Annotated in this window: 18 protein-coding genes and 1 pseudogene; 3 read left to right on the top strand and 16 right to left on the bottom strand. The window is 70.6% G+C overall.

All coding sequences use genetic code 11. From position 1 onward, the window contains the following. Nucleotides 1-346 precede the first annotated feature (346 nt). Together N7L95_RS02495 and N7L95_RS02490 are read left to right on the top strand one after the other, a co-directional pair. Entirely contained in the window at nt 347-1,474 is a 1,128-nt protein-coding gene (locus N7L95_RS02495; RefSeq protein ID WP_301258231.1) for a hypothetical protein, read from the top strand. Next, nucleotides 1,471-2,859 (top strand): ATP-binding cassette domain-containing protein, encoded by a 1,389-nt coding sequence (locus N7L95_RS02490; RefSeq protein WP_301258230.1) that lies wholly within the window; start codon nt 1,471-1,473, stop codon nt 2,857-2,859. Before N7L95_RS02495 ends, N7L95_RS02490 begins: the two co-directional genes overlap by 4 nt. A gap of 13 nt (nt 2,860-2,872) precedes the next feature. Here N7L95_RS02490 and N7L95_RS02485 read toward each other — a convergent pair whose 3' ends face one another. The 5 genes from N7L95_RS02485 to N7L95_RS02465 all read right to left on the bottom strand — a co-directional run bounded on the left by N7L95_RS02485 (nt 2,873) and on the right by N7L95_RS02465 (nt 11,013). Beyond that, on the bottom strand, nt 2,873-5,338 hold the full coding sequence (locus tag N7L95_RS02485; protein ID WP_301258229.1) for a sensor domain-containing diguanylate cyclase: 2,466 nt from the start codon (nt 5,336-5,338) through the stop codon (nt 2,873-2,875). A 102-nt stretch (nt 5,339-5,440) separates the two neighbouring features. Next, a complete protein-coding gene (locus N7L95_RS02480) occupies nt 5,441-6,547 on the bottom strand; it encodes a patatin-like phospholipase family protein (protein WP_301258228.1) in 1,107 nt (368 codons plus the stop codon). Nucleotides 6,548-6,742: 195 nt separating this feature from the next. Beyond that, the gene (locus N7L95_RS02475) at nt 6,743-7,276 is read right to left on the bottom strand and encodes a superoxide dismutase family protein (protein WP_301258227.1); all 534 of its coding nucleotides are present in this window, start codon (nt 7,274-7,276) and stop codon (nt 6,743-6,745) included. Nucleotides 7,277-7,389: 113 nt separating this feature from the next. After that, on the bottom strand, nt 7,390-9,732 hold the full coding sequence (locus N7L95_RS02470; protein ID WP_301260047.1) for a Tex family protein: 2,343 nt from the start codon (nt 9,730-9,732) through the stop codon (nt 7,390-7,392). A gap of 135 nt (nt 9,733-9,867) precedes the next feature. Next, on the bottom strand, nt 9,868-11,013 hold the full coding sequence (locus tag N7L95_RS02465; protein WP_301258226.1) for an ADP-ribosylglycohydrolase family protein: 1,146 nt from the start codon (nt 11,011-11,013) through the stop codon (nt 9,868-9,870). Nucleotides 11,014-11,245: 232 nt separating this feature from the next. Here N7L95_RS02465 and N7L95_RS02460 point away from each other — a divergent pair, with 232 nt between their 5' ends. Next, nucleotides 11,246-12,139: an SGNH/GDSL hydrolase family protein gene (locus N7L95_RS02460; RefSeq protein ID WP_301258225.1), complete on the top strand. Its 894-nt coding sequence runs from the start codon at nt 11,246-11,248 to the stop codon at nt 12,137-12,139. 15 nt (nt 12,140-12,154) lie between these two features. On the opposite strand, the gene N7L95_RS02455 is transcribed toward N7L95_RS02460, so the two are convergent. The 11 genes and pseudogenes from N7L95_RS02455 to N7L95_RS02405 all read right to left on the bottom strand — a co-directional run bounded on the left by N7L95_RS02455 (nt 12,155) and on the right by N7L95_RS02405 (nt 24,065). Continuing rightward, complete coding sequence (locus tag N7L95_RS02455; protein WP_301258224.1) at nt 12,155-13,066, bottom strand: SDR family oxidoreductase; 912 nt, start codon at nt 13,064-13,066, stop codon at nt 12,155-12,157. 23 nt (nt 13,067-13,089) lie between these two features. Then, nucleotides 13,090-14,043 carry a glutathione S-transferase family protein gene (locus tag N7L95_RS02450; RefSeq protein ID WP_301258223.1) on the bottom strand — a complete coding sequence of 318 codons (954 nt, stop codon included), beginning with the start codon at nt 14,041-14,043 and terminating at the stop codon, nt 13,090-13,092. Between the two features lie 49 nt (nt 14,044-14,092). Then, complete coding sequence (locus N7L95_RS02445) at nt 14,093-15,763, bottom strand: isovaleryl-CoA dehydrogenase (RefSeq protein ID WP_301258222.1); 1,671 nt, start codon at nt 15,761-15,763, stop codon at nt 14,093-14,095. A 26-nt stretch (nt 15,764-15,789) separates the two neighbouring features. After that, nucleotides 15,790-16,812 carry an NADP-dependent oxidoreductase gene (locus N7L95_RS02440; RefSeq protein ID WP_301258221.1) on the bottom strand — a complete coding sequence of 341 codons (1,023 nt, stop codon included), beginning with the start codon at nt 16,810-16,812 and terminating at the stop codon, nt 15,790-15,792. Nucleotides 16,813-16,826: 14 nt separating this feature from the next. Continuing rightward, nucleotides 16,827-17,282 (bottom strand): PaaI family thioesterase, encoded by a 456-nt coding sequence (locus N7L95_RS02435; RefSeq protein ID WP_301258220.1) that lies wholly within the window; start codon nt 17,280-17,282, stop codon nt 16,827-16,829. A 16-nt stretch (nt 17,283-17,298) separates the two neighbouring features. After that, entirely contained in the window at nt 17,299-18,084 is a 786-nt protein-coding gene (locus N7L95_RS02430; RefSeq protein ID WP_301258219.1) for an SDR family oxidoreductase, read from the bottom strand. Between the two features lie 183 nt (nt 18,085-18,267). After that, a pseudogene (locus tag N7L95_RS02425) lies at nt 18,268-18,543 on the bottom strand (Dabb family protein); the annotation flags it as partial. Next, nucleotides 18,540-18,740, bottom strand: coding sequence for a hypothetical protein (locus N7L95_RS02420; protein WP_301258217.1), 201 nt, complete (start codon nt 18,738-18,740; stop codon nt 18,540-18,542). The pseudogene N7L95_RS02425 and the gene N7L95_RS02420, both read right to left, overlap by 4 nt. Before the next feature lie 45 nt (nt 18,741-18,785). Beyond that, nucleotides 18,786-20,618, bottom strand: a complete 1,833-nt coding sequence (locus N7L95_RS02415; protein WP_301258216.1) for an acyl-CoA dehydrogenase — start codon at nt 20,616-20,618, stop codon at nt 18,786-18,788. A gap of 123 nt (nt 20,619-20,741) precedes the next feature. Continuing rightward, the gene (locus N7L95_RS02410; RefSeq protein WP_301258215.1) at nt 20,742-21,917 is read right to left on the bottom strand and encodes an acetyl-CoA C-acyltransferase; all 1,176 of its coding nucleotides are present in this window, start codon (nt 21,915-21,917) and stop codon (nt 20,742-20,744) included. A 54-nt stretch (nt 21,918-21,971) separates the two neighbouring features. Continuing rightward, nucleotides 21,972-24,065, bottom strand: a complete 2,094-nt coding sequence (locus tag N7L95_RS02405; RefSeq protein WP_301258214.1) for a 3-hydroxyacyl-CoA dehydrogenase NAD-binding domain-containing protein — start codon at nt 24,063-24,065, stop codon at nt 21,972-21,974. Nucleotides 24,066-24,172 lie beyond the last annotated feature (107 nt).

Raw genomic sequence — 24,172 nt, 5'->3', positions numbered from 1 at the left:
AGGCATGTATCGGCCAGGGAATGCTTCAGGTATAGAAGCTTGCGCTTCATACGTAAAGCAGCTACTTCACAACAGCATTTCCCAAGGAAAAGGTGAGAGTCACGGTCCGGCATCAGGGTTGACCCGGCACCCGTCCGCGGGGGCGGCATGGGCTTGGCGCTTGCTCAAGCGCCTGCCGCTGGACCATTGTTGCGGACCTGGCGCCACGGCGCTGACACAATACGCCGCTTCGCGTCCCCGCCTCCCCGCGGCAGCGTGGCCCTGAGGCGGCGCGCGCCCGCGGGCACGGCCGGGCCGCGCGGCCCCCGGTGCGTATCGAGACAAGAACAGCCTTGCCAGGTCCTGCATGAATGTCGAGCCAGCAGCACAGCGAGTTCCCCTGGTCACCGCGCCGGCCAGCGCGCCGGCACTGGCGCCGCTGCTGCCGATCCGCTGGCCGGCCGCGGCCTACCTGAACCTGCGGCTGCGCCACGCCCTTGCCGGGCCGGCCCCGGCCGCACGGCACCGCCGTGCCGCCGGGTGGGCGACGGTCGCCCTGCTGGCGCTGCTGGCAGGCTGGCGCGCCCCCTCCTTGCTTGCGACGCTGGCTGTTGCCAGCGTCCAGCCGCTCCACTGGGCCGCCACCCAGCCGATGTGGATCGCCCTGCCGGTGGTCAGCCTGCATGCGCTGCCCGGCATCGCGCTGGTGCGCGCCGCGCAGCATCGCCTGTGGCGGCCGGGCTGGACCGAGCTGGAGCAAGCGTGGCCACTGGGCCGCGGCGTCCTGCTGGGCAGCGATGGCTTGCTGGTCGGCGCGCTGCTGCTGCCGCTGTTCGGGCTGTATGCCGCGGGCGCGCTTGGCGCATTCCCGCCTGCAAGCCACGGGTGGCTTGCCATGACGCTGCTGGCTGCTTCCATGTCGCTGTCGCTCGGCACCAGCCTGGCCTTGCTGCAGCGGCGGCGTCGCTTGCGGGGACGGGCGGCGGCATGGACGGCCGCCACGCCGGCGTTGCTGGCCTTGTGGTGGCTCCCCGTGTGGCGAGCGCCGGCAGCGGCCAGGGAGCTGCTGTTGGCGTCGGCCGCCCTGCTCTGCGCAGCGTCCGTCACCGCCTGGAGCGGGTCGGGGCTGGAAGCCTGGCTGGCCGGCTTCGGGGCACTCGGGCTGGCGGTGACGCAGGCCTTGCAGCGTCGCATCGATCAGCACCTGGGCCGCCTGCACGCCGCCTGCGCCTGGCTGCCGCTGCCCCCACCCACCTGCTGGGCGGGCTGGCGCCGGCTCGCGGCCATGCTGCCGATGGCCATGGGCCTGCTGGCGCTGGTGCCAGCCGCCTGCCAGCAGGCAGTCCGCCCCGCGGCGCTGACCGCGTACTGCATGGCCTGCCTGGCCGGCAGCGGCCTGCAGGTGGCAAAGCGGCCCGGGCCACGCGCCGCCAGCGGCCAGCTGCTGACGCTGCTGGCCATGGTCGGCCTCGCCCTGCAGGTGGCCCGTTCATGAACCATGCCGCGCCACCGGGTCGTGCACAGCCGCTGCTGACGGTCGAGCAACTGGACTTCGGCTACCCCGGGCGGCCGCTCTTCACGGCATGGTCGGCCACCGTGTCGGCCGGCCTCACCTGGCTGCAGGGCCGCCCTGGCAGCGGCAAGTCCACGCTGCTGAAGCTGCTCGGTGGCGCCCTGGCGCCGGCGGCGGGGCGGCTGCTGATCGGGCCGGTCGAGGCGGCCAGCGAGCCACGCCGCTATCGGCAGCAGGTGTTCTGGTGCGGCGACGGCCCGCTGCCCTTCGACCACCTGCGGCCTCCCGAGTACTTTGGCTTCCTGCAGGGCCTGTACCCGGGCTTCGACGTCGGCGCGCTGGGCCAGCATGTGCAGGCCTTCGGCCTGGCCGGCCACCTGCAGCAGCGGCTGGGCGCGCTGCCGAGCGGGGCCCAGCGCAAGGTGGCGCTGGCCGCCGCCCTGTCGGCCGGCACCCGCGTGACCTTGCTGGACCGGCCCTTCGACGGGCTCGACCCGTCCGCCCGCGGCCATCTCCTCGCCACGCTGGACAGCGCTGCCACCCATGCCTCGCGTGCCTGGGTCCTGGCCGGCCCGGGAGTGGACGCCGGACCGGCGCCCTGGCCAGCCGCCCTGCTCGAACTGGACCGCCGTGAGCGAAGGTGTAACGCCGTTTCAGTGGTGCCTGCAACGGCCGATATCCCCTTCAGAAGGCCGGCATCGGGCCCAACCGGCGCTGCCGCGTTGCGGCATCGCGGGCCCGGGGCGGACCTGCCACCCCCGCTTCACACCATCGGTCGACGCATGAGCACTGCCGCTCCCATTGCCGGGCCCGCATCCGGCCACCTGTCCTCGCTGGATGGCCTGCCCGCGGCCGTCCGGGCGCACAACGCCGACCTGTTGAATGACCGGCTGTCGGTAGCCGACTACCGGGCTCGCCTCTGCGTCGAGCTGCAGACGACCTTCGCCTGCTCGCGCGCCAGCCTGTGGCGCTTCGGCGGCGCTGCGCCCGGCGACCTCTCGCTGACCTGCGTGGCTGCCTTCGACGAGGCCGAGGGCCCGTCCAGCGGCGGCGACGTGCTGAACCAGTCCGAGTACCACGGCTATTTCGAGGCCCTGCTGCAGCACGGCGTGTACGCCAGCATCGACGTGCTGACCGACCCTCACCTGCAGGGGCTGGTGGCGCCCTACTTCCTGCCGCGCGGCATCCGCTCGCTGCTGGACACCACCTTCAAGGTGAACGGCAAGATCTTCGGCGTGGTGTGCATCGAGCAGACCGGCGCGCCGCGTGACTGGACGCTGCGGGAGCGGCAGGCGCTGCGCAACGTGTCCTCGCAGATCAGCCTGGCGGTGGCCCGCTTCTACGCGCGGCCGCGCGAGCGCGACTGAGCCGCCTCCGCACTCACACCAGCGTGGCGCCGAAGCCGCTGTCGCGTGCGGCGCGGCTGGCGCGCTTGTCGGCATACATGGCGGCGTCGGCGCCGGACAGCAGCTTCTCCGGCGTGCTGGCGTCGCCCGGCTGGTAAACCGACAGCCCGACGCTGGCGCTGACGGCCACCTGCACCCCGGGTGCCAGCGCCACCGGCTCGCGCAAGGCCGCGTGCACCTTCTCCACCACTTGCTGCGCGCTGTGCCGGCCACCCGGCACCGGCTCCAGCAGGATGACGAATTCGTCGCCCGCCAGCCTGGCCACCGTGTCGCCCTTGCGCAGCACGGCGCGCAAGCGCTGGGCGACCTCCTTGAGCAGCAGATCGCCGGCCTGGTGGCCATGCGCGTCGTTCACTTCCTTGAAGCCGTTGAGGTCGAGGAACAACAAGGCCAGCGGGGCGCCGGTGCGGCCGCAGCGGGCCATGGCCTGGGGCAGCAGCTCCATCAGGAAGCGCCGATTCGGCAGCCCGGTCAGGGCATCGTGGCGGGCCTGCTGCGCCAGGCTCAGCTCGCGCTGCTTGCGCTCGGTGATGTCGAGCACGACGAGGAAGAAGCCAAGCACCTGGCCGCCCTCACCCTGCTGCGGCACGAAGGTGACGTGCAGGTGGCGCTGCTCGTGGCCGGCGCGCCCTTCGGCCTCGAAGACCACGCGCTCGCCGGCCAGCGCCCGGTCGATCTGCGGCTGCAGCCGGGCCACCATGTCCTGGCCGAGCAGCTCGGACATGTGCTTGCCGATCAGCGCCTCGGGCGCCTCCCCGTACCAGTCCTGGTAGGTGCGGTTGGTGAAGCGGTAGCGCAGCTCGGTGTCGACCAGGGCCACCAGGGCCGGCAGGTTGTCGGCCACTGCCCGGAGCGTCTCGCGGCTGTCGCGCAAGGCCTGCTCGGCGCGCCGGCGCTCCTCGATGTTGTGCAGGAAGGCATTGAAGCTCAGGTGCGGCCCCAGCCGGGTGACGCCGACGACCAGCTCCACCAGCATCTCCCGCCCGTCGCGCCGCAAGGCCGGCACCTCGATGCGCTGGTTGATGATGGCACCCTCGCCACTGCTGAGGAAGCGCGCCATGCCGCGGCGGTGGCGCTCCCGCATCGCCGGCGGAATGATGAGCTCCGCCAGTTCGCGGCCGATCACCTCGGTGCGCGACCAGCCGAACAGCTCCTCGGCATGCCGGTTCCATTCCAGCACACAGCCCTTCGGGTCCATGCGGATGAAGGCCTCGCGCGCATGCTCGATGATGGCCCGCAGGTCTTCTTCGCGCTGGGCCAGCTCGGCCGTCCGCTCGGCCACCCGGCGCTCCAGCGATTCGTTGAGGGCCTGCAGTTGCTCGGCATGGCGGGCGACGCTGTCGCGCATTTCCAGCAGCGCATCGGACAGCAGGGCCGCTTCGCGGTAGCCGCCCGCCGGCTCGATGCGCGGCAGCGCCTCCCCGGCGCGCCGCCCCAGCGAGCGCGTCAGGCGGGTCAGCGGCCGGGCCAGCCGCCGTCCCACCAGCGGCGCCAGCAGCAGCGCCAGCAGGCAGGCGGCACCACTGGCCAGCGCGATCTCGCGGCGCAGCTGGTGGAAATCGGCCAGCGCCACGCTGACCGGCTGCCGCACCACCACGGTCCAGCCCAGGCCCGGATAGCCGGCATGCCCGCGGGTCGGCACGTAGGCGGTGGCGAATTCGCCGTCGCTTCCCCAGGTCTCCATGCCGTCGGCGGCCTGGCCGGCCCGCGCCGCCCGCAACCCGGGCTGCTGCAGCGTGCGGCCCTCGAAGCCGGGGGGGCCGAGCAGGACCTGGCCGTCCTTGCGCACGATGAAGACCTCGATGCGGTAGACCTCCGACGTCGGGCTCAGCAGGTCGCGGCGCAACTCGCGCGCCCATTCCCAGCTCAAGTGCGCCCCCAGGATCGCCTGCACCTCGCCGCCGCGGCGCACCGGCACCGCGATGTCGACGAAGCGCCACGGCTCCTGCTGGCGCGGCAGCAGCTTCTCGAGCAGCACGGCGGGGTGCACATCGCCGACATAAGGTCCCTTGCCGGCACCGCTGAACCACGGCCTTGCGCTGACGTTCTGCCCCTCCAGCAAGCCGGACAGCGCCGCCACCACGGTGCCGTCGGGGCGGCAATAGCCCAGCCAGGCGTAGTCGGGAAAGTTGAGCTTGACGCGCTCCAGCAAGGCGCGGATGGCGGCCGGATCGGCGCTCTCCACCAGCGTTTCCTGCCCGGCGAGCAGCAGCATGTCCTTGTACCGGGCGGCCATGCCGCGGTCGAGCTGGTCCCGCATCTGCCAGGCGACCTGGGTCAGCGACTGGGCCGCATGCCGCTCGGCCTGCTGCAGGGCATAGCGCTCCACCAATGCGGCCACCAGCACGGCGGTCACCAGCACGGCGGCCAACAGGCTGGCAGCGATCCAGCGCGACAGGCCGATCCGGGCCCAGGCGGGGACGGGCTTGCGATTCATCATCAGGGGCGAGTGCGGCAAGGAGACACACGAAGGACCTGCGTCAGCAAGCTGACGGCACCGGCCGCGGTGGTCCCGCCCCGAGACGCCGCAGTGCCTGCCATGCTACAGCGGCAAGACCGAAGTGGGGGGCGTTCCGCGCTCCAGCCAGCCGGCCCACTCCTCGGCCAGCCGCTCGCTCTCGGACAGGGCTCGGCTCCAGTCGCGCACACGGGCCGCCACGTCCTGCCCGTAGCGGGCGAAGTCCTGGCGATCGGGCAGCTTGCGGTTGGGCAGGCCCTGCACCCAGGACGCCTGCGGCGCCAGCACGATGACGTTGTCGAGATACGCCGTGGCGCGATGGCGCGCCCGCCACGCCTTGTCCAGCCAGCCCGGCACCAGCGCCTGCTGGAAGTGCGGGTAGAGCACCAGGCCGCCCCGCTCGCCGGCCTGGGCCTGTGCGGCGCCGAGGATGGAGCTGTAGTTCCAGTGCAGGTGGTAGTCGGTGATGCCGCCGTCCCAGTAGGCTCCGCGCGGCCCGCCGGGGATGTCGTGGACCGCCTTGAGCACGAAGGGAATCGAGCAGGAGGCCAGCAGCGCCGGCAGGAAGTTGGCACTGCTCAGCGCCACGCGGCGGTGCCGCAGGTCGGCCAGGTCCACCGGCAGCGCCTCGCCGGGCGCCGAAAACACCACCCGCTCCAGCCAGGCGCTCAGCGCCTTGCGGCTGGCCGCGTTGCTCAGCAGTGCGCCCAGGTAGCCCAGCGGCGTGCGCAGCCGCCCTTCGCGCCCCAGCAGGTGGCGGCCGCGCGAGGTGACGATGTGCAGGCGGTAGCGCGGGTGGGCCAGCAAGGGCTCGATCCGCCCTTCGAAGAAGGCCTGCAGCTGCTCGCTGAAACGGCGGCTGACCTGTTCGGCAGTTGGCATCTTGCGGCCCGGCTCGGGCTCGTAGCGCTCGTGGATGTAGCCATCGGCCAGGCGCTGGAAGTGGGTGGCCGGCTCCGGCAAGGCGCCGGTGGCCATGCGCCAGGCGCCGATGGAGGCGCCCACCAGGTGCACCGTGTGGCTCGAGCCGGCCAGGAAACTGCCGAAGACGTGCCGGTCGAGGTGGCTCAGGATCAGGCCCTTCGGCCCGCCCGCGGCCCCGGCGACGACCTGGATGTCCCCCGGCTGAAGGCCCTGCTCGCGGATGCGCTGCAACGCCCGCGGGCCGGCGTAGATCTGTAGTGCTTGCATGCTGCCCCAGGAAAGCCACCGCCGTCGCAGGCGGCGGTGCAAGGGGACGATTATGTGCGCCGGGCGGCGACCCGTGTCACGCTGCGCAGCCGCCGCACGGACCGATGTCACGCCGGCCCACTGCCCGGCGCGGCACAGCGCCGCACCACGCGAGCCAGCGGTGCCGCCTCGCGACTGCCCGGCCCGCCGCCAGCCTCAGCCCTTGGTGATGACGGCGCAGGCCAGCCGGGCGCCGGCATTGCCCACCGGCTGCGAGGTGTAGTCGTCGGGCTTGGCATGCACGATCAGGCCACGGCCGAGGATGTCGCCGGGGCCGCTGCCGATGCTCATCTTGTCCAGGTGGAAGGAAGCATTGGCCATACCGTTGGCGTCGGCCCTCAGGTTGGGCATGTCGCCGACATGATGCTCACCGCTGCCGCTCTTGTGGCCGTGCGGCTTGGCGGTGGGGTTGAAGTGGCCGCCGGCGCTGGTGGCGTCGGGGGCGGAGCAATCGCCTTTTTCATGCACGTGGAAGCCGTGCTCCTGGTTGGGCACCAGGCCGCGCACCTTGGCGGTGACCATCACCTGGTCGCCGTGCGTCTCGAAGACGACGGTGCCGCTGGTGAGGTTGCCGGCGGTGGGCTTCAACTCGGCCACCGCCCGGGCGGGCGCCTGCGTGGCCTGGTGGCCGCAGGCGGCCAGGCCAGCCAGTGCGGCGCAGGAAAGGATCAGGCGGGGAATCGACTGCATGAAAGCCTCCTTGTTTCGAAGGCTGCCATGGTAGCGATCCTGCCCGCCCCTCGGCGCGCCAGCGGCGTGCCACCGGCAACCAGATGTTGTCACCGGGGTGCGCCGCCGCGCGCTCAGCGCTTGCCCTGCAGCTTGGCGAAGGCGGCCGCCATGGCCGACTGGCCGGCCGGCTGGGCGGCGCCCGCCGACCGCCCGCCGCCCATGCGCTCGCCGCGGCCGGCCGGGCGGTAGCTGTTGTCAGCCTGGCCGCTGCCGGCGCGCGGCGTGGCGGCGTCGAGCTTCATCGTCAGCGAGATGCGCTTGCGGGCCAGGTCGACCTCCAGCACCTTCACCTTCACGATGTCGCCGGTCTTCACCACCTCGCGGGCGTCGTTGACGAACTTGTTCGACAACTGGCTCACGTGCACCAGGCCGTCCTGGTGCACGCCCAGGTCGACGAAGGCGCCGAACTGCGCCACGTTGCTCACCGTGCCTTCCAGCACCATGCCCGGCTGCAGGTCCTTCAGGTCTTCCACGCCTTCGTTGAAGCGGGCCACCTTGAAGTCGGGGCGCGGGTCGCGGCCGGGCTTCTCCAGCTCGGCCAGGATGTCCTTGACCGTGATGGCGCCGAACTTCTCGTCGGCGAAAGCCTCCGGTTTCAGCCGGCGCAACACATCCGAACGGCCCATCACCTCCGTGATGGGCTTGCCCACCTCGCTGAGCATGCGCTCGACGACCGGATAGGTCTCGGGGTGCACGCCCGACATGTCCAGCGGGTTGTCACCGCCGCGGATGCGCAGGAAGCCGGCCGCCTGCTCGAAGGTCTTGGCACCCAGGCCGCTCACGTCGAGCAGCTGCTTGCGGTTGCGGAAGGCGCCGTTGGCGTCGCGCCAGCGCACGATGCCGGCGGCCACCGCGTTGCTCAGGCCCGAGACCCGCGCCAGCAACGGTGCCGAGGCGGTGTTGAGGTCGACCCCGACCGCATTCACGCAGTCCTCGATGATGGTGTCCAGGCTGCGCGCCAGCTCACTCTGGTTGACGTCGTGCTGGTACTGGCCCACGCCGATGCTCTTGGGCTCGATCTTGACCAGCTCGGCCAGCGGGTCCTGCACCCGCCGCGCGATGCTGACCGCGCCGCGCAGGCTCACGTCCAGCTCCGGCAGCTCCTTGCTGGCGTACTCGGAAGCCGAGTACACCGAGGCACCGGCCTCGCTGACCACCACCTTCTCGATGGCGGTGCCGGGCGCCAGCTGCTGGATGCGCTTGATGAGGTCGCCGGCCAGCTTGTCGGTCTCGCGGCTGGCGGTGCCGTTGCCGATGGCGATCAGGTTGACGCCATGGGTGGCACACAGCCGGCCCAGCGTGTGGATGGAGCCCTCCCAGTCCTTGCGCGGCTCATGCGGGTAGACCGTGTTCGTGTCGAGCACCTTGCCGGTCTCGTCGACCACCGCCACCTTCACGCCGGTGCGGATGCCGGGGTCCAGCCCCATCACCACCCGCTTGCCGGCCGGCGCGGCCAGCAGCAGGTCGCGCAGGTTCTCGGCGAAGACCTTGATGGCGACCTTCTCGGCCTCCTCGCGCAGCCGGGCGAACAGGTCGCGCTCCAGGCTGAGGCTGAGCTTGACCTTCCAGGTCCAGGCGATGGACTTGCGGATCAGCTCGTCGGCCGGCCGCTTGGCATGGCTCCAGCCCAGGTGGCGGGCGATGCGGCCTTCGGCCAGCGTCGGCTGGCCGGGGACCACTTCCTCGTCCAGCACCAGCTTGGCATCGAGCAGCTCCTGCGTGCGGCCCCGGAAGACCGCCAGCGCCCGGTGCGAGGGCACCGTGCGGATCGGCTCGGCATAGTCGAAGTAGTCGCGGAACTTGGCCACGTCGGGGTTGTTCGGGTCCTTGCCGTCCATGAGCTTGGACTGGAACAGGCCGTCCTCCCACAGCCACTCACGCAGCTTGCCAACCAGCGTGGCGTCCTCGGCCCAGCGTTCGGAGAGGATGTCGCGCACACCGTCGAGCACCGCGAAGCTGTCGGCAAAGCCGGCCTCGGCATTGACGAAGGCCGCGGCCTCGGCAGCCGGGTCCAGCGTGGGATCGGCGAACAGCTTGTCGGCCAGCGGCTCGATGCCTGCCTCGCGGGCGATCATGGCCTTGGTGCGGCGCTTGGGCTTGTAGGGCAGGTAGAGGTCTTCCAGTTCCTGCTTGGTCGGCACCGCCTCGATGGCCGCGCGCAGCTCGGGCGTGAGCTTGCCTTGCTCGTCGATGCTCTTGAGCACGGCCTCGCGGCGATCTTCCAGTTCGCGCAGGTAGGTCAGGCGCGTTTCGAGCTCGCGAAGCTGCGCATCGTCGAGGCCGTCGGTGGCTTCCTTGCGGTAGCGGGCGATGAAGGGCACGGTGGCGCCCCCGTCGAGCAGTTCGACGGCGGCATTGACCTGGGCCGGGCGGACCTGGAGTTCCGCCGCGATCTGAAGAAGGATCTTGTCCAGCACTTGGATGTTCGGGGGTCTGCGCAAAGGGGGCAGTTTGCCATAGGCCGCCACGGCCGCCGGAGGGCCAGCCCCGGCCTGCCCCGCGCGCTGGCGGCAGCCGCGACAAACTACCGCCGGGCTGCCGCGCCGGCCTCAGGCCGCCGGCGTGCCGGCCAGTGCCGCGGCATGGTCGCGCTCCAGGGCCGACCAGCGCCGCTCGCGCTCCAGGAAGTCGGCATAGGCCTCGGGCAGCTGCCCGCTCACCGTGGCATCGGCGTAGCGGGCCAGCATCTCGGCGTCGCTGCAGCGGGCCAGCGGGATCCAGTCGTCGCCGTGGCGGGCGCCCAGGATGCCGCCCGCAATGGCGGCGACCGTGTCGGTATCGCCGCCCTCCTCCACCACACCGGACAGCAGGGCCGCCGGCGCTTCCTGCCCTGGCCACAGGCCCACGCAGACAGCGTGCACGCCGCCCAGCTGGACAAACGCATGGTTGCTGGGCGGCGCCATGCCGCGCAGGTCGACGTCCAGCGACGCGGCCAACTCGGCAAGCGCCGCGCGCAGCGAGGCGAGGTCGGCCCAGGCAGTCGCGAGGAACTGCCGCAAGGTGGTGGACACGGCATGCGTCTGCGCCGCGTCGACCGGCGCCAGCAGGCCCTGCTGCGCCACCGCGGACTCGATGCCGGCCAGGTGGTCGGGCAGGCGCGCCCGCACCTCGGCCGCCTCCATGCCATCCACCAGCCAGGCACAGCAGGTGGCGACCGCCACCGCCAGGCTCACCGCACGGATGTCGGCATGGGTGGTGACGGTGGCCTCCACCACCACCCGCAGCAGTTCGGCCGGGCGATCGTGGTACAGCGCACCGACCGGGGCGATCCGCATCGCCCCGCCGATGCCGGCGGTGTCGCTGCCGCACTGCAGCGGGGGCCAGCCTTCGGCGATCTTGGCGACGGCACTGCGGAAGTTGCGGCCGGTGCCGCGCCAGGCCTTGCGCCTGCGCCCCTGCAGCAGCTGCTCGGCCCAGCGCCCGACCTGCCAGCCGCCGTCCTGCAGGCAGCTGTGCAGCAGCACGATGGCTTGCTGGGTGTCGTCCGAATGCAGGCCGAGCGGCCGCAGGTGCTGGCGGATGTAGGGGTCGGCCGGGATGCGCTCCAGCGGGTAGCGTTCGGGCAGCGTCTGGTAGCGGCCGTAGACCTCGGCGATCAGCGGCTTGGGCCAGTACTCGACCGGGCAGCCGAGCACGTCGCCCCAGGCCAGGCCCAGCAGCGTGGCACGGGAGCGGGCGGCAAGGGTGGGATGCATGCGTGGATGTTCCTGGAAGGTGGCAGGCGGGCCTCCATTCTCCCAGCTTCCATTGCCGCGGGTGCGCCGCGCGCGGGCACCGCCTGGGCCGACGCCATGGCCCTCAGGGCGATTGCAGTGGGCCCGGGCCGCCTCCTAGAGTCGTCGAGCACGTCGATGCCGGTGCCTTTCCCCCACGGACGAATGCCTGCCTCATTGCTCTGCCGGGGACTGCCATTCACAGGAGGAATCCATGCAAGCTTCCAAGCGATCGTTTCTGGTTCGAAGCAGCGCCCTTGCCTTGCTGCTCGGCAGCCCGCGCTGGCCGCTGGCGCAGGACGGCCAGCCGCGGCTGGTCGTGTTCGGTGACAGCAATGTGGACAACGGCAACCTGTTTCGGCTGTCGCAAGGGCGGGCCAACCCGCCGCCTGCCTGGCAAGGACGGTCCTGCAACGGCCCGGTGGTGGCCGAGTACGCCGCCGCCCTGCTCGGCCTGCCCTTGGTGGACTATGCGGTAGGCGGTGCCACCACCGGCGTGGAAAGCGCCTACCGCCTTGCCAGCCCGCAGCCCGGTTACCCCAGCGGCACCGGGCTGCTGGGCCAGATCGATGCCTTCGAGCGGGCCGGGGATGTGCTGGGGCCGCAGGACCGGGTGCTGGTCTGGGCCGCGTCCAACGACATCCGCGGAGCCAACCGCCAGGACCGCCCGGCCCTCGAACGCCGCATCCAGCGCGCCTGCAGCAACATCGAGGCGGCGCTGCGCCAGTTGCACCGCCTCGGCGCCCGGCAGATCGTGGTGGCCAACCGCACCCCGCGCCCCGTGCTGGACGGCGACGACAACCTCAACGGCGTGGAACTCAACGCAGCCATTGCGCCGGCCGTGCAGCGCGCCGGGCAGGAGCTGGGCATCGGCCTGTGCCTCTACGACGCCTATGCCGCCATCCAGGCCATGATGACGGAGCCACAGCGGCACGGCTTCACCGAAGGCCGCGCCTTGTGCGTCGACCTCGACATCTGTGCCTGGGACAACTACGGCGGCGGCCAGCCGGTCGCCAGCGGCTATGTGCTGTGGGACGGGGCCCACAAGACCACCCGCACCCACTGCCTGATGGGCCAGCAGCTGGCGCAGGTGTTCAGGGCACTGTGAGGCCGGGGCCGCGGGTCAGCGCATGGCCTCGCGCAGTGCCTGGCGCAGCTGCTGGCCGATGTCCGGTCGGCCTTCGAAGGGGTCGCTCGGGTTGCGTCCCTGCACCACGTCTTCCAGGCGCTTCTGCACCATGCCCAGCGCCTGCGGATGGCTGTAGATGTAGAACTGCCGGTCACGCACGGCATCCAGCACCTTCTGCGCCACTTCCTGGGCGGTCACCTTGCCCGAGGTGACGGCCTTGGCGCTGGTCGCCTGGGCCACCAGCTGGCTGGGCGTGGGCTTGGCCTGGCTCAAGCTGTCCTTGGGCCGGTTGCGGTGCGACTCGTGGATGCCGGTCGGCACGAAGTAGGGGCATAGCACCGAGCAGTCCACCTGCTCGGTGACCAGGTGCAGGTCCTGGTAAAGCGTTTCGGACAGGCTCACCACCGCATGCTTGGTGACGTTGTAGACGCCCATGTTCGGCGCATTCAGCAACCCGGCCATCGAGGCGGTGTTGACGATGTGCCCCTGGTACTCCGGGTTGCTGCGGGCGGCCTCCAGCATCAGCGGCGTGAACACGCGCACCCCGTGGGCCACACCCATCAGGTTGACGCCCACCACCCATTCCCAGTCCTTCAGCGAGTGTTCCCAGATCAGGCCGCCAAAGGCCACGCCGGCATTGTTGAAGACCAGGTGCGGCACGCCGAAATGCTCGACCGTGGCGGCCCCCAGCGCCTCGACCTGGGCCGCATTGGACACGTCCAGCCGGAACGGCAGCACCCTGGCGCCGAGGCCGCGAACCTCCTCGGCCGCGCGGTCGAGCGCGTCCTGCTGCACGTCGGCCATCACGACGTTCATGCCCTGGGCCGCTGCCAGCCGGGCCAGCTCCAGGCCGAAGCCGGAAGCGGCGCCCGTCAGCACGGCCGTCTTGCCTTGGAAGGTCTTCATCGTCTGCTCCTGAATGGAAGATGTCATGCGGCGACGGCTTTCGCCTCGAAGCCGATGCGGGGGAAATGAACGTGAACGGTGCCGGCGCGGGGATCCGTGCGCCGCACGCTGAACCGCTGGGCATCGGCCTGCAGCAACTCGCCTTCCACCGGGTCGAGGGCGTAGTCGGTCGGCGTCACGGTCACCCGCTGGCCCAGCGCCATGCCACGCAGTCCCACCACCTGGGGCTGCTGCACCGGCAGCGGCTCGCTGGTGGCAGCGATCTCGATCGCTTCGGCCGCGCTGCGGTGCAGCGGCGCCTCGGCGTCCAGGCCCAGCGCGGCCATGCGGTCGAGCCAGCGCCGCACGCGGGGCGTGTCGTCGAAGACGCCCGCGATCGGCTTGAGCCGCAGCACAAACCACAGCGGGTGGTAGGTCGAGAAATCGGCCAGGGTGGGCGCCGCGCCGAGCAGAAAGTCCTGCGCCTGCAGTTGCTGCTCCAGCCAGCCCAGCGCGCTGCGCAGCTGCGCAGCGGCGACCGCCACCGGCAGCCGGGGGGCGTTGCTGCGCATCTTGCCGCGGTCTTCGGTGAAGGCCTGCACCACCGCGGGCGGCGCGCCGTCGAACAGGGCGGCGATGCCCGCCGGCTGGAAGGCGTAGGCGATGGCGGTCCAGAACAGCTGCCGGTCGGCCCAGTCGGCTTGCAGCCGGGCCGCGCCCTCGGTGGGGCGGCCGGAGGCATCGGTGGGGAACAGGCTGGGGGTGGGCTGGCGCGCTTCGAGCACATCCACGATCAGCGTGGTGTCGCAATAGATGTCGGCGCCGACCTGAAGGAAGGGCGTGCGCCGGTAGCCACCGGTCAGGGCCATGACATCCGGCTTCGGCATGACGGCCGGCACCACCACCGACTGCCAGGCCAGCCGCTTGTGCGCGAGGATGAGGCGGATCTTCTCCGAGAACGGCGAGCTGGCGTAGTGATGAAGGATGAGGTCTTGCATGGGGTTCCGGGTAGGCGCCGGGCCGGCGCAAAAAACGGGTTGTGCGGGTTCAGTGCGGCATGGCGCGGCCGACGATGCCGTCCACGTCCACCCCGGCCGGCAGGGTGCCGAAGGCCGCCGGGGCGCCAGCGCCCAGGCGCGAGGTGCAGAAGGCCTCGAACACGGCATCGGCGGAGTGCTGGCGCAGCAGCGCGGCCTGCAGCGCGAGCGCGACGTCCTGCGCGAGCCGGCGCGCCTCGCTTTCCGGCACGCCTGCGTCGATGCGCGACAGCAGCGAGGCGGCCAGCGCGTCGAGCCGCCGGTCGGCACCGGCCACCGGGCGCAGCTCGGCATCCAGCGCCGCCACCACGTCGTGCGCGGCGTCGCCGCTGCGCTTCTTCAACGCGCGCAACAGGTCCAGCGCCATCACGTTGCCCGCGCCTTCCCAGATGGAGTTGAGCGGCATCTCGCGGTAGATGCGTGCCATCACGCCTTCGCCGCCCTCCTCCACGTAGCCGTTGCCGCCCAGGCATTCCATCGCCTCCTGGGCGAAGGCGCTGCCACGCTTGCAGACCCAGTACTTGGCCACCGGCGTCAGCAGGCGGCGCATCTGGGCTTCGAAGGGATCGTCCTGCCGGTCCACCGCGCGGGCCAGGCGCAGGCTCAGCGCCAGGGCGGCCTCGCTTTCCAGCGCCAGGTCGGCCAGCACGTTGCGCATCACCGGCTGCTCGATCAGTGGCTTGCCGAAAGCCTGCCGCTCGGCGGTGTGGTGCAGGGCCAGGGCCAGCGCCTGGCGCATCAGGCCGCTGGTGCCGAGCGCGCAATCCAGCCGCGTCAGGCTGCCCATCTCCAGGATCTGCGGCACGCCGCGCCCTTCCTCGCCCACCAGCCAGGCCGAGGCGCCCTGGAACTCGACCTCGGAGCTGGCGTTGGCCTTGTTGCCGAGCTTGTCCTTCAGGCGCTGGATGCGCAGCGCGTTGAGGCTGCCGTCCGGCAGCAGCCGGGGCAGGAAGAAGCAGCTCAGGCCCGCCGGCGCCTGCGCCAGCACCAGGAAGGCATCGCACATCGGTGCCGAGAAGAACCACTTGTGCCCCACCAGCGCATAGCGCCGGCCCCAGGGGGTGTCTTCCTCGAAGCGGGCCTGCGTGGTGTTGGCCCGCACGTCCGAGCCGCCCTGCTTCTCGGTCATGCCCATGCCCATCGTGGCGCCGCGCTTGTCGGCCACCGGCAGGAAGCGGGGGTCGTACTCGGTGCTGCCCAGCTTGGCAAACCAGTCGGCCACCAGCGCCGGGTTGCCGCGCAGCGCGGGTGCCACCGCATAGGTCATCGAGATGGGGCACAGCACCGAGGGCTCCAGCTCGGTGAAGAGCATGAAGGCGGCCGCCCGCTCAATGTGCGCGCCGGGGCCCCGGGTCCACGGCGTGCCATGGAGGCCGTAGCGCACCGCAGTGGCCATCAGCTCGTGGTAGCTCGGGTGGAACTCCACCTGGTCGATCCGCCGGCCCCAGCGGTCGTGGCTGTGCAGCTGCGGCCCGTGCAGGTTGGCCAGGCGAGCATGGGCCTGCATCTCGGGCCGGCCCAGCGTCTCACCCAGCGCCTGCAGCCGGCTGTCGTCATGCCCGGGCAGGTGGAAGGCCAGCGCGTCGCGCAGCGGGCGGTGGCTGGCGTAGAGGTTGTAGCCACACAAGGGGCTGCTCTGGTTGAACACCTCGTGGGTGGTGTCGAAAGCGGCGGTGGACATGGGTTGGCCCTCCCCGGTGCCCGGCTTCAGACCAGCTTGACCAGCTGCTTGCCGAAATTGCGGCCCTTGAGCAGCCCCAGGAAGGCCTCGGGCGCCTGCGCCAGGCCGTCGGCCACGCTCTCGCGGTACTTGAGCTTGCCGGCGGCCACCAGGCTGCCCAGCTCCTTCAGCGCCTCCGGCCAATCCTGCATGTGCTCGCCGACGATGAAGCCCTGCAGCTTCAGCCGCTGCGTCAGGATGAGCTGCGGGTTCTTCATCGGGATGGGCTCGCCGTTGTAGCCGGAGATCATCCCGCACACCGCAATGCGGCCATGCGGCTTGATCTCCGACAGCACGGCGTCCAGCACCTGGCCGCCCACGTTCTCGAAATGGCCGTGGATGCCGTCCGGCGCGGCTGCGCGCAGCGCCGCGGCCAGCGCGGCCGCATCCTTGTGCTGCTTGTAGTCGATGCAGGCGTCGAAGCCCAGTTCCTCCTGCACATAGCGGCATTTCTCCTCGCCGCCGGCGATGCCGATGGCGCGGCAGCCACGGGCCTTGGCCAGTTGCCCCACCGCGCCACCCACCGCGCCGCTGGCGGAGCTGACCACGATGGTCTGGCCGGCCTGTGGGTCGATGATGCGCACCAGCCCGTACCAGGCCGTGACGCCCGGCATGCCCACCGCACCGAGGTAGGCCGACAGCGGCACATGGGTGGTGTCCACCTTGCGCAGCAGGCCGCGCTGGCCGGCATCGACCACCGCGTACTCCTGCCAGCCGCCCATGCCGACCACCTTGTCGCCGGGGCGGAACTGCTCGCTGCGGGAGTCGACCACCTCGCCCACCGTGCCGCCGATCATCACCTGGTTCAGCGGCTGCGGCTCGGCGTAGCTCTTGCCTTCACTCATGCGCCCGCGCATGTAGGGATCGAGCGAGAGGTAGTGGTTGCGCACCAGCACCTGGCCCTCGCGCAGCGCGGGCAGCGGCGTTTCCACCAGCTTGAAGTTGGCGGCACTCGGCTCGCCCTCGGGGCGCGATACCAGCAGGATCTGGCGGTTGATCGTCTCGGCCATGACTCGCTCCTTGTTCAGTCGGAACCAGCGCCGTCCAGGCGGCGCTGCAGGGGTTTGACATCGCGCTTGCCGGCGGCAAGCGCCCGCACGTACTTGAAGGTGCCGGTCGCATGCGCGATCCGCTCGCCGGCGCCGTTCAGGATCTCGCCTTCGCAGAAGGCCAGCGTCGCAGTGTGGTGCAGCAGCCGCCCGACGGCCCGCAGCTGCCCTTCGCCGGGCCGCATGAAAGTGGTCTTCATCTCGATGGTCACCACGCCGGGCCCGAAGTCGGGCCGGTCGCGGTTGATGCTGCGCGCGGCATGCGCCATCGCCACGTCGAGCAGCGTCATGCTGACACCGCCGTGCGCCACCAGGAAGGAGTTGCAATGCTCACGCTGCAAGGCCAGGGCCAGTTCGGCCTCGCCGTCGTCCATGCGCAGCAGCTCGAAGCCCAGGGCCTCGACGAAGGGAATGTGGACCGGAAACTGCACGTCGCCCGCCCTGGCGTCAACCGCCCACCAGGGCACTGACGCCGCCGTCCACCGCCAGCACCTGGCCGGTGATGTGCTTGCCGGCCTGCGAGGCGAACAGCAGGGCCGCGCCCTTCAGGTCCTCGTCATCGCCGATGCGCTGCAGCGGCGCATGGCGCGCCAGGTTCTCCGCGCCCACCTTCTCCAGCGTGCCACGGGTCATCTTGCTCGGGAACATGCCCGGCGCCAGCGCGTTGACCGTGATGCCGTAGCGGCCCCACTCGCAGGCCAGTGCCCGCGTGAAGTTGATGACCGCGCCCTTGCTGGTGTTGTAGGCGATGGTGTTCATGAAGGACGGGTTGCCGCCCAGCCCGGCGATGGAGGCGACATTGATGACCCGGCCGTGCCGGCGCGGGATCATGCTGCGCTTGGCCACCGCCTGGGTCAGCAGGAAGATGGCGCGGATGTTGAGGTCCATCACCTTGTCCCAGGCTTCCACCGGGTGGTCCTCGGCCGGTGCGCCCCAGGTGGCGCCGGCGTTGTTGACGAGGATGTCGACCGGGCCGAGCCGCTGCAGCGTCTCGTCGGCCAGGCGCTGCACATCTTCATCCTTGCTGGCGTCGGCTGCCACCCAGCGGGCGTCGATGCCGCGGTCCTGCAGGTGGGCCATCGCCTCCTCCAGGTCCTGCGCCTTGCGCGAACTGAGCATCAGCTTGGCGCCAGCCTCGCCGAGCGCTTCCGCGATCTGCAGGCCCAGGCCGCGCGAGCCGCCGGTGATCAAGGCCGTGCGGCCGCTCAGGTCAAAGAGGGAATTCACGCTCATACGGACACTCGTTGAGGTTGAGGAAAAACGCGGGCGGCAGCCGCCCTGCGCACGGCGCCTGCCGCGCGCCACAGTGATCGATGTACCCGGCCACCGCAGTGGCCGCCGTCAAAGCCGCGCGGGCGCGGTGGGCGCGAACGACAGGTCGTCGGCCAGGTCCACGTCGGCGGCAGGCGGGCCGGTCACGTAGTCGAGCACCGCGCGCGACAGGCGCAGCCGCCCGAGCTGGGCGCCGACCGCCTTGTGGTGCGGATGCTCCTGGTAGGCGTCGAGCGCGGCCTTGTCGGTGAAGGTCGACACCAGCACCACGTCGTGGCTGGCTTCCAGCCGCTTGGTGCGGATGCCGACTTCGAACTCGACCATGCCGGGCACCAGGCTCTTGCAGCTGTCCAGCAATTCCTTGAACTTGGGTGCGTCGGCGGCATCGTTGAGCTGCCACATGACGATGTGCTTGATCATCCCTGCTTCTCCGATGACGGCATGCGCGAGCGCACGTAGATCAGCACGAAGCCGACTGCCGCGCCCGCCGCACCGCCCAGCATAATTCCCTGGCCGAGCGCCTCTTCGCGGCGCGCCACGAAGACGCCCAGGCACAGCAGCAGCAGCCCACCGTAGATCAGCACCCAGGTCCAGGTTTCGAGCTTGCGAGTGTTCATGTCGGTACTCAAGAAGGAGACAGCGAAGGCTGCAGCGTACCCGGTTCAGAACCAGGCGTCCTGCATCTCCCGGCAGGTCGCGTCGCGGCTCTCGACCACCGCCAGCCAGGCATCGATGCGCGGCAGCTCATAGCGGAAGAAATAGCGCGCCGCTGCCAGCTTGCCTTGCAGGAAGTCGGCCTCGCCGCCCTGCTCCAGCGCCTGCCTGGCACACAGCGCCACCTCCAGCCACACCCAGGCCAGCACCAGGTGGCCGAAGGCCTGCAGGTAAGGCGTGGCATTGGCCAGGGCTTCCTGCGGGTCGCCGGTGGCCCAGGCGGCCTTGGTGGTCTGGCCGACACGCGCCAGCGCGCGCGCCAGGGCGGTGGCCGGCTCGGCCAGCGGGCCGGCCTGCAAGGCCCGCTCGATCGTCGCGTTGACCTTCTGCGCCAGCAGCAGCAGGCCCTTGCCACCGTCCATCACCACCTTGCGGCCCAGCAGGTCCAGCGCCTGGATGCCGTGGGCGCCCTCGTGGATCATGTTCAGCCGGTTGTCGCGCCAGTACTGCTCCACCGGGAAGTCGCGGGTGTAGCCATAGCCGCCATGCACCTGGATGGCCAGGCTGTTGGCCTCCAGGCACCATTCGCTGGGCCAGCTCTTGGCGATGGGGGTCAGCACCTCCAGCAGCAAACCGGCTTCGGCGGCCGCCTCCGGCGTGCCGGTGGCCTGCTCGTCGACCAGCCGTGCGCAGTACAGCGCCAGCGCCAGCGCGCCTTCGCAGTACGCCTTCTGCGCCAGCAGCATGCGCTTGACGTCGGCATGCTGGATGATGGGCACCTGCGGCTGGCTGGCGTCCTTGCCACCGGGGCCCACGGGGCGGCCCTGCGGCCGCTGGCGGGCATAGTCGAGCGAGGCCAGGTAGCCGGCATAGCCCAGCATCGTCGCGCCCAGGCCCACGCCGATGCGCGCCTCGTTCATCATGTGGAACATGCAGGCCAGGCCCTGCCCGGGCCGGCCCACCAGGTAGCCGACGGCGCCGGCCTGCCCGCGCACCGGGAAGCGCCCCTCGCCGAAGTTCAGCAAGGTGTTGGTGGTACCGCGGTAGCCGCACTTGTGGTTCAGGCCGGCCAGCACCACATCGTTGCGCTCACCGGTGAGCCGGCCTTCGCGGTCCACCAGGTGCTTGGGCACCACGAACAGCGAGATGCCCTTGACACCGGGCACCAGCCGGCCGTCGGGCCCGGGGATCTTGGCCAGCACCAGGTGCACGATGTTCTCGGTGATCTCGTGCTCGCCGCCGGAGATCCACATCTTGTGGCCCTTGAGCCGGAAGCGCGGGCCGAGCGGGTCGGCTTCGAAGTCGGCGCCGTCGGGCTCGGCCCGGGTGGCCACGTCCGACAGGCTGGAGCCGGCCTGCGGCTCGCTCAGGCACATGGTGCCGAACCAGTGGCCGGCGAACTCATTGCGGGCAAACACCTCCTTCTGGGCCGGCGTGCCGTGGGCCATCAGCAGGTTGGCGTTGCCGTTGGTCAGCATCGCGTAGCCGCCCAACGCCACGCTGGCCATCGAGAAGAAGCTGTTGGCCGCCATCTCCACCACGCAGGGCAGCTGCATGCCGCCCTGCTCGAAGTCCTGCGCGGCGGCCAGCATGCCGGAGTCCACGTAGGCCCGCAACGCCTCGTGGGTGGCGCGCGGCAGCTGGACCCGCTCGCCGTCGAAGTGCGGCTCCTCGGTGTCGGACAGCCGGTTGAAAGGTGCGAACTTCTCGCGCGCGATGCGCTCGCAGGTGTCGAGCACCGAGGCGAAGGTCTCGCCAGTGTGCTCGGCAAAGCGCGGCCGCGCCGTCAGCGCACCAATGTTCAGCCAGTCGTTGAGCAGGAAGTCGAGGGTAGGACGCATCGCAGGGTTCCGGGCAGGAAGATGAAAGGCCGGCGGCCGCGGCAAGTGCGCCGGCGATGGCCATGTGGCCAGTCCGGCGCCATGCCGGGCGGCACACGGTCGGTGCCGTGGGCCGCCAGGCGGTCAGAGCACCTCGAACACGCCGGCCGCGCCCATGCCGCCGCCGATGCACATCGTGACGCAGACCCGCTTGGCGCCGCGCCGCTTGCCTTCGATCAGCGCATGGCCGACCAGGCGCTGGCCGCTCACGCCGTAGGGATGGCCCACCGCGATGGCGCCGCCGTTGACATTGAGCCGGTCCATCGGAATGCCCAGCGTGTCGGCGCAGTACAGCACCTGCACCGCGAAGGCCTCGTTCAGCTCCCACAGGTCGATGTCCGAGACCTGCAGGCCCAGGCGCTTGAGCACCTTGGGCACCGCGAAGACCGGGCCGATGCCCATTTCGTCCGGCTCGCAGCCGGCCACCGCAAAGCCCAGAAAGCGGCCCAGTGGCTTGAGCCCCTTCTGCTCGGCCAGCTGCGCGTTCATCACCACGCAGGCGCCGGCACCATCGGAGAACTGGCTGGCATTGCCCGCCGCGATCACGCCGCCCGGCAGCGCCGTGCGGATGCCGGCCACCGCCTCGTAGGTGGTGCCGGGCCGCAGGCCCTCGTCCTGTGTCACGGTGACTTGCTTGGTGCGCATGCCCATGACCGGGTCGGCCACGCCGGCGGTGACGGTGATCGGCACCATCTCGTCATTGAACTTGCCGGCCTCCTGGGCGGCACAGGCCTTCTGCTGGCTGGCGGCGCCGTACTGGTCCATGCGCTCGCGCGGGATCTGGTAGCGCTTGGCGACCTGCTCGGCGGTCTGCAGCATGCTCCAGTAGATCTCGGGCTTGTGCTCCATCAGCCAGCCCTCGCGGTACATGTGGGTGTTGGCCTCGTTCTGCACGCAGGAGATGCTCTCGACGCCGCCGGCGACATAGACGTCGCCTTCGCCCGCGATGATGCGCTGGGCCGCCATCGCGATCGTCTGCAGCCCGCTGGAGCAGAAGCGGTTGATGGTGACGCCGCCGACGCTCACCGGCAGGCCGGCCCGCAGTGCGATCTGGCGGGCGATGTTGCCGCCGGTGGCGCCTTCGGGCGTGGCGCAGCCCATCAGCACGTCGTCGACCTCCGCGCCGTCGATGCCGGCGCGCTCGACGGCGGCCTTCACGACATGGCCGCCCAGCGTGGCGCCGTGGGTCATGTTGAACGCGCCCTTCCACGACTTGGCAAGCGGGGTGCGGGCAGTGGATACGATGACAGCGTCGGTCATGGAGCAACTCCTAGGAATTTTCGGGTCATGGCAGTCTCCGTGGGCGGCGCCGGCTCAGCTGAAGGTCTTGCCTTCTTCGGCCAGCCGGGCGAGCAGCGGCGCCGGTTCCCAGAACTGCGCGTCGTCGTGCGGGTTCTTCTGGAAGCGCTTCATCGCCTGCACCACGTTGAACAGGCCGACGGTGTCGGCATAGCACATCGGGCCGCCACGGAAGAGCGGGAAGCCGTAGCCCGTCAGGTAGACCATGTCGATGTCGGAGGCCCGCTGGGCGATGCCTTCCTCCAGGATCTTGGCGCCTTCATTGACCAGCGCATACACCAGGCGGCCGACGATTTCGTCGTCGCTGATGCGGCGGGCCTGCAGGCCCAGTTCGGCACGGTGCTTCTCGATCATCTCGTTGACCAGCGGCGACGGGATCGGGTCGCGCTTGCCCGGCTTGTAGTCATACCAGCCGGCGCCCGTCTTCTGGCCGAAGCGGCCCATCTCGCACAGCAGGTCGGCCGTCTTGCTGTAGCGCATGTGCGGCTTCTCCTGGTAGCGGCGCTTGCGGATGTACCAGCCCACGTCGTTGCCGGCCAGGTCGCCGACGCGGAAGGGGCCCATCGCGAAGCCGAAGCGCTCGGCTGCCTTGTCCACCTGCTCGGGCGTGGCGCCTTCCTCCAGCAGGAAGCCGGCCTGGCGCGAGTACTGCTCCAGCATGCGGTTGCCGATGAAGCCGTCGCAGACCCCGGAGACCACTGCCGTCTTCTTGATCTTCTTGGCCAGCTGCATCACGGTGGCCAGTACGTCCTTGGCGGTCTTCTCGCCACGGATCACCTCCAGCAGCTTCATCACGTTGGCCGGGCTGAAGAAGTGCATGCCGACCACGTCCTCGGGCCGGCGGGTGAAGCCAGCGATCTTGTTGACGTCCAGCGTGGAAGTGTTGGAGGCCAGGATCGCGCCCGGCTTCATCACCTCGTCCAGCGTTTTGAAGACCTGTTCCTTGACGCCCAGGTCCTCGAACACCGCCTCGATCACCAGGTCGGCGTCCTTGATGTCGTCATAGCTGAGCGTGGTGCTCAGCAGCGCCATGCGCTGCTCGTACTTGTCCTGCTTGAGCTTGCCCTTCTTCACCTGCGCTTCGTAGTTCTTGCGGATGACGCCGATGCCGCGGTCCAGCGCCTCCTGCTTCATCTCGATGATGGTGACCGGGATGCCGGCGTTGAGGAAGTTCATCGAGATGCCGCCGCCCATGGTGCCGGCGCCGATGACGGCCACCTTGGCGATCGGCCGCACGGCCGTGTCTTCCGGCACGTCGGGGATCTTGCTGGCGGCGCGCTCGGCGAAGAAGGCATGGCGCAGGGCCTTGGACTCGGGCGTCATCATCAGCGCCGCGAACTGCTCGCGCTCGAAGAGCATGCCGTCATCGAACTTCTTCTGCACCGCCGCCTCGACGCAGTCCACGCACTTGGCCGGCGCCGGGAAGTTCTTGGCCACCGCGCCCACCGTGTTGCGGGCGAACTGGAAGTAGCCGTCCGGGTTGGCATGCTCGGCCTTCAGGTGGCGCACCAGCGGCAGCGGCCGCACATCGGCCACCTCGCGGGCGAACGCGATGGCCGCCGGCAGCAGCTCGCCGTCGATGATGCGGTCGAACAGCTTCTGCCCCGGCGCGGCCGCCAGCAGCTCGCTCTTCACCGGCTCGCCGCTGACGATCATGTTCAGCGCGGTCTCGACGCCGATCGCACGCGGCAGGCGCTGCGTGCCGCCGGCCCCGGGCACCAGGCCCAGCTTGACCTCGGGCAGCGCCACCTGGGTGCCGGGCGCCGCCACGCGGTAGTGGCAGCCGAGCGCCAGCTCCAGCCCGCCACCCATGCACACCGAGTGGATCGCCGCCACCACCGGCTTGGCGCTGTTCTCCACACGCCCGATGACGCTCAGCAGGTTGGGTTCCTGCAAGGCCTTGGGCGAGCCGAACTCGCGGATGTCGGCCCCGCCCGAGAAGGCCCGGCCGGCACCGGTGATGACGATGGCGCGAACCTCGGCATCGTCCTCCGCCCGGGCAATGCCGTCGGTGAGGCCCTTGCGGGTGTCGTAGCCCAGGCCGTTGACCGGTGGGTTGTTCAGGGTAATCACGGCCACGTCGCCGTGGCGCTCATAACTGGCACTCATCCGTAGGCTCCCGTCTAAAAATAGAACGCTCGTTCGATTCTAAGAAGCACTCACGCCGGCGTGTTGTCGCCGGCGTGACAAATCGATTGTGGCCGATCGGTGGGAAG

The organism is Eleftheria terrae (assembly GCF_030419005.1).
GTDB lineage: Bacteria > Pseudomonadota > Gammaproteobacteria > Burkholderiales > Burkholderiaceae_C > Caldimonas > Caldimonas terrae.
This window is presented reverse-complemented; position numbering and strand designations above follow the sequence as displayed.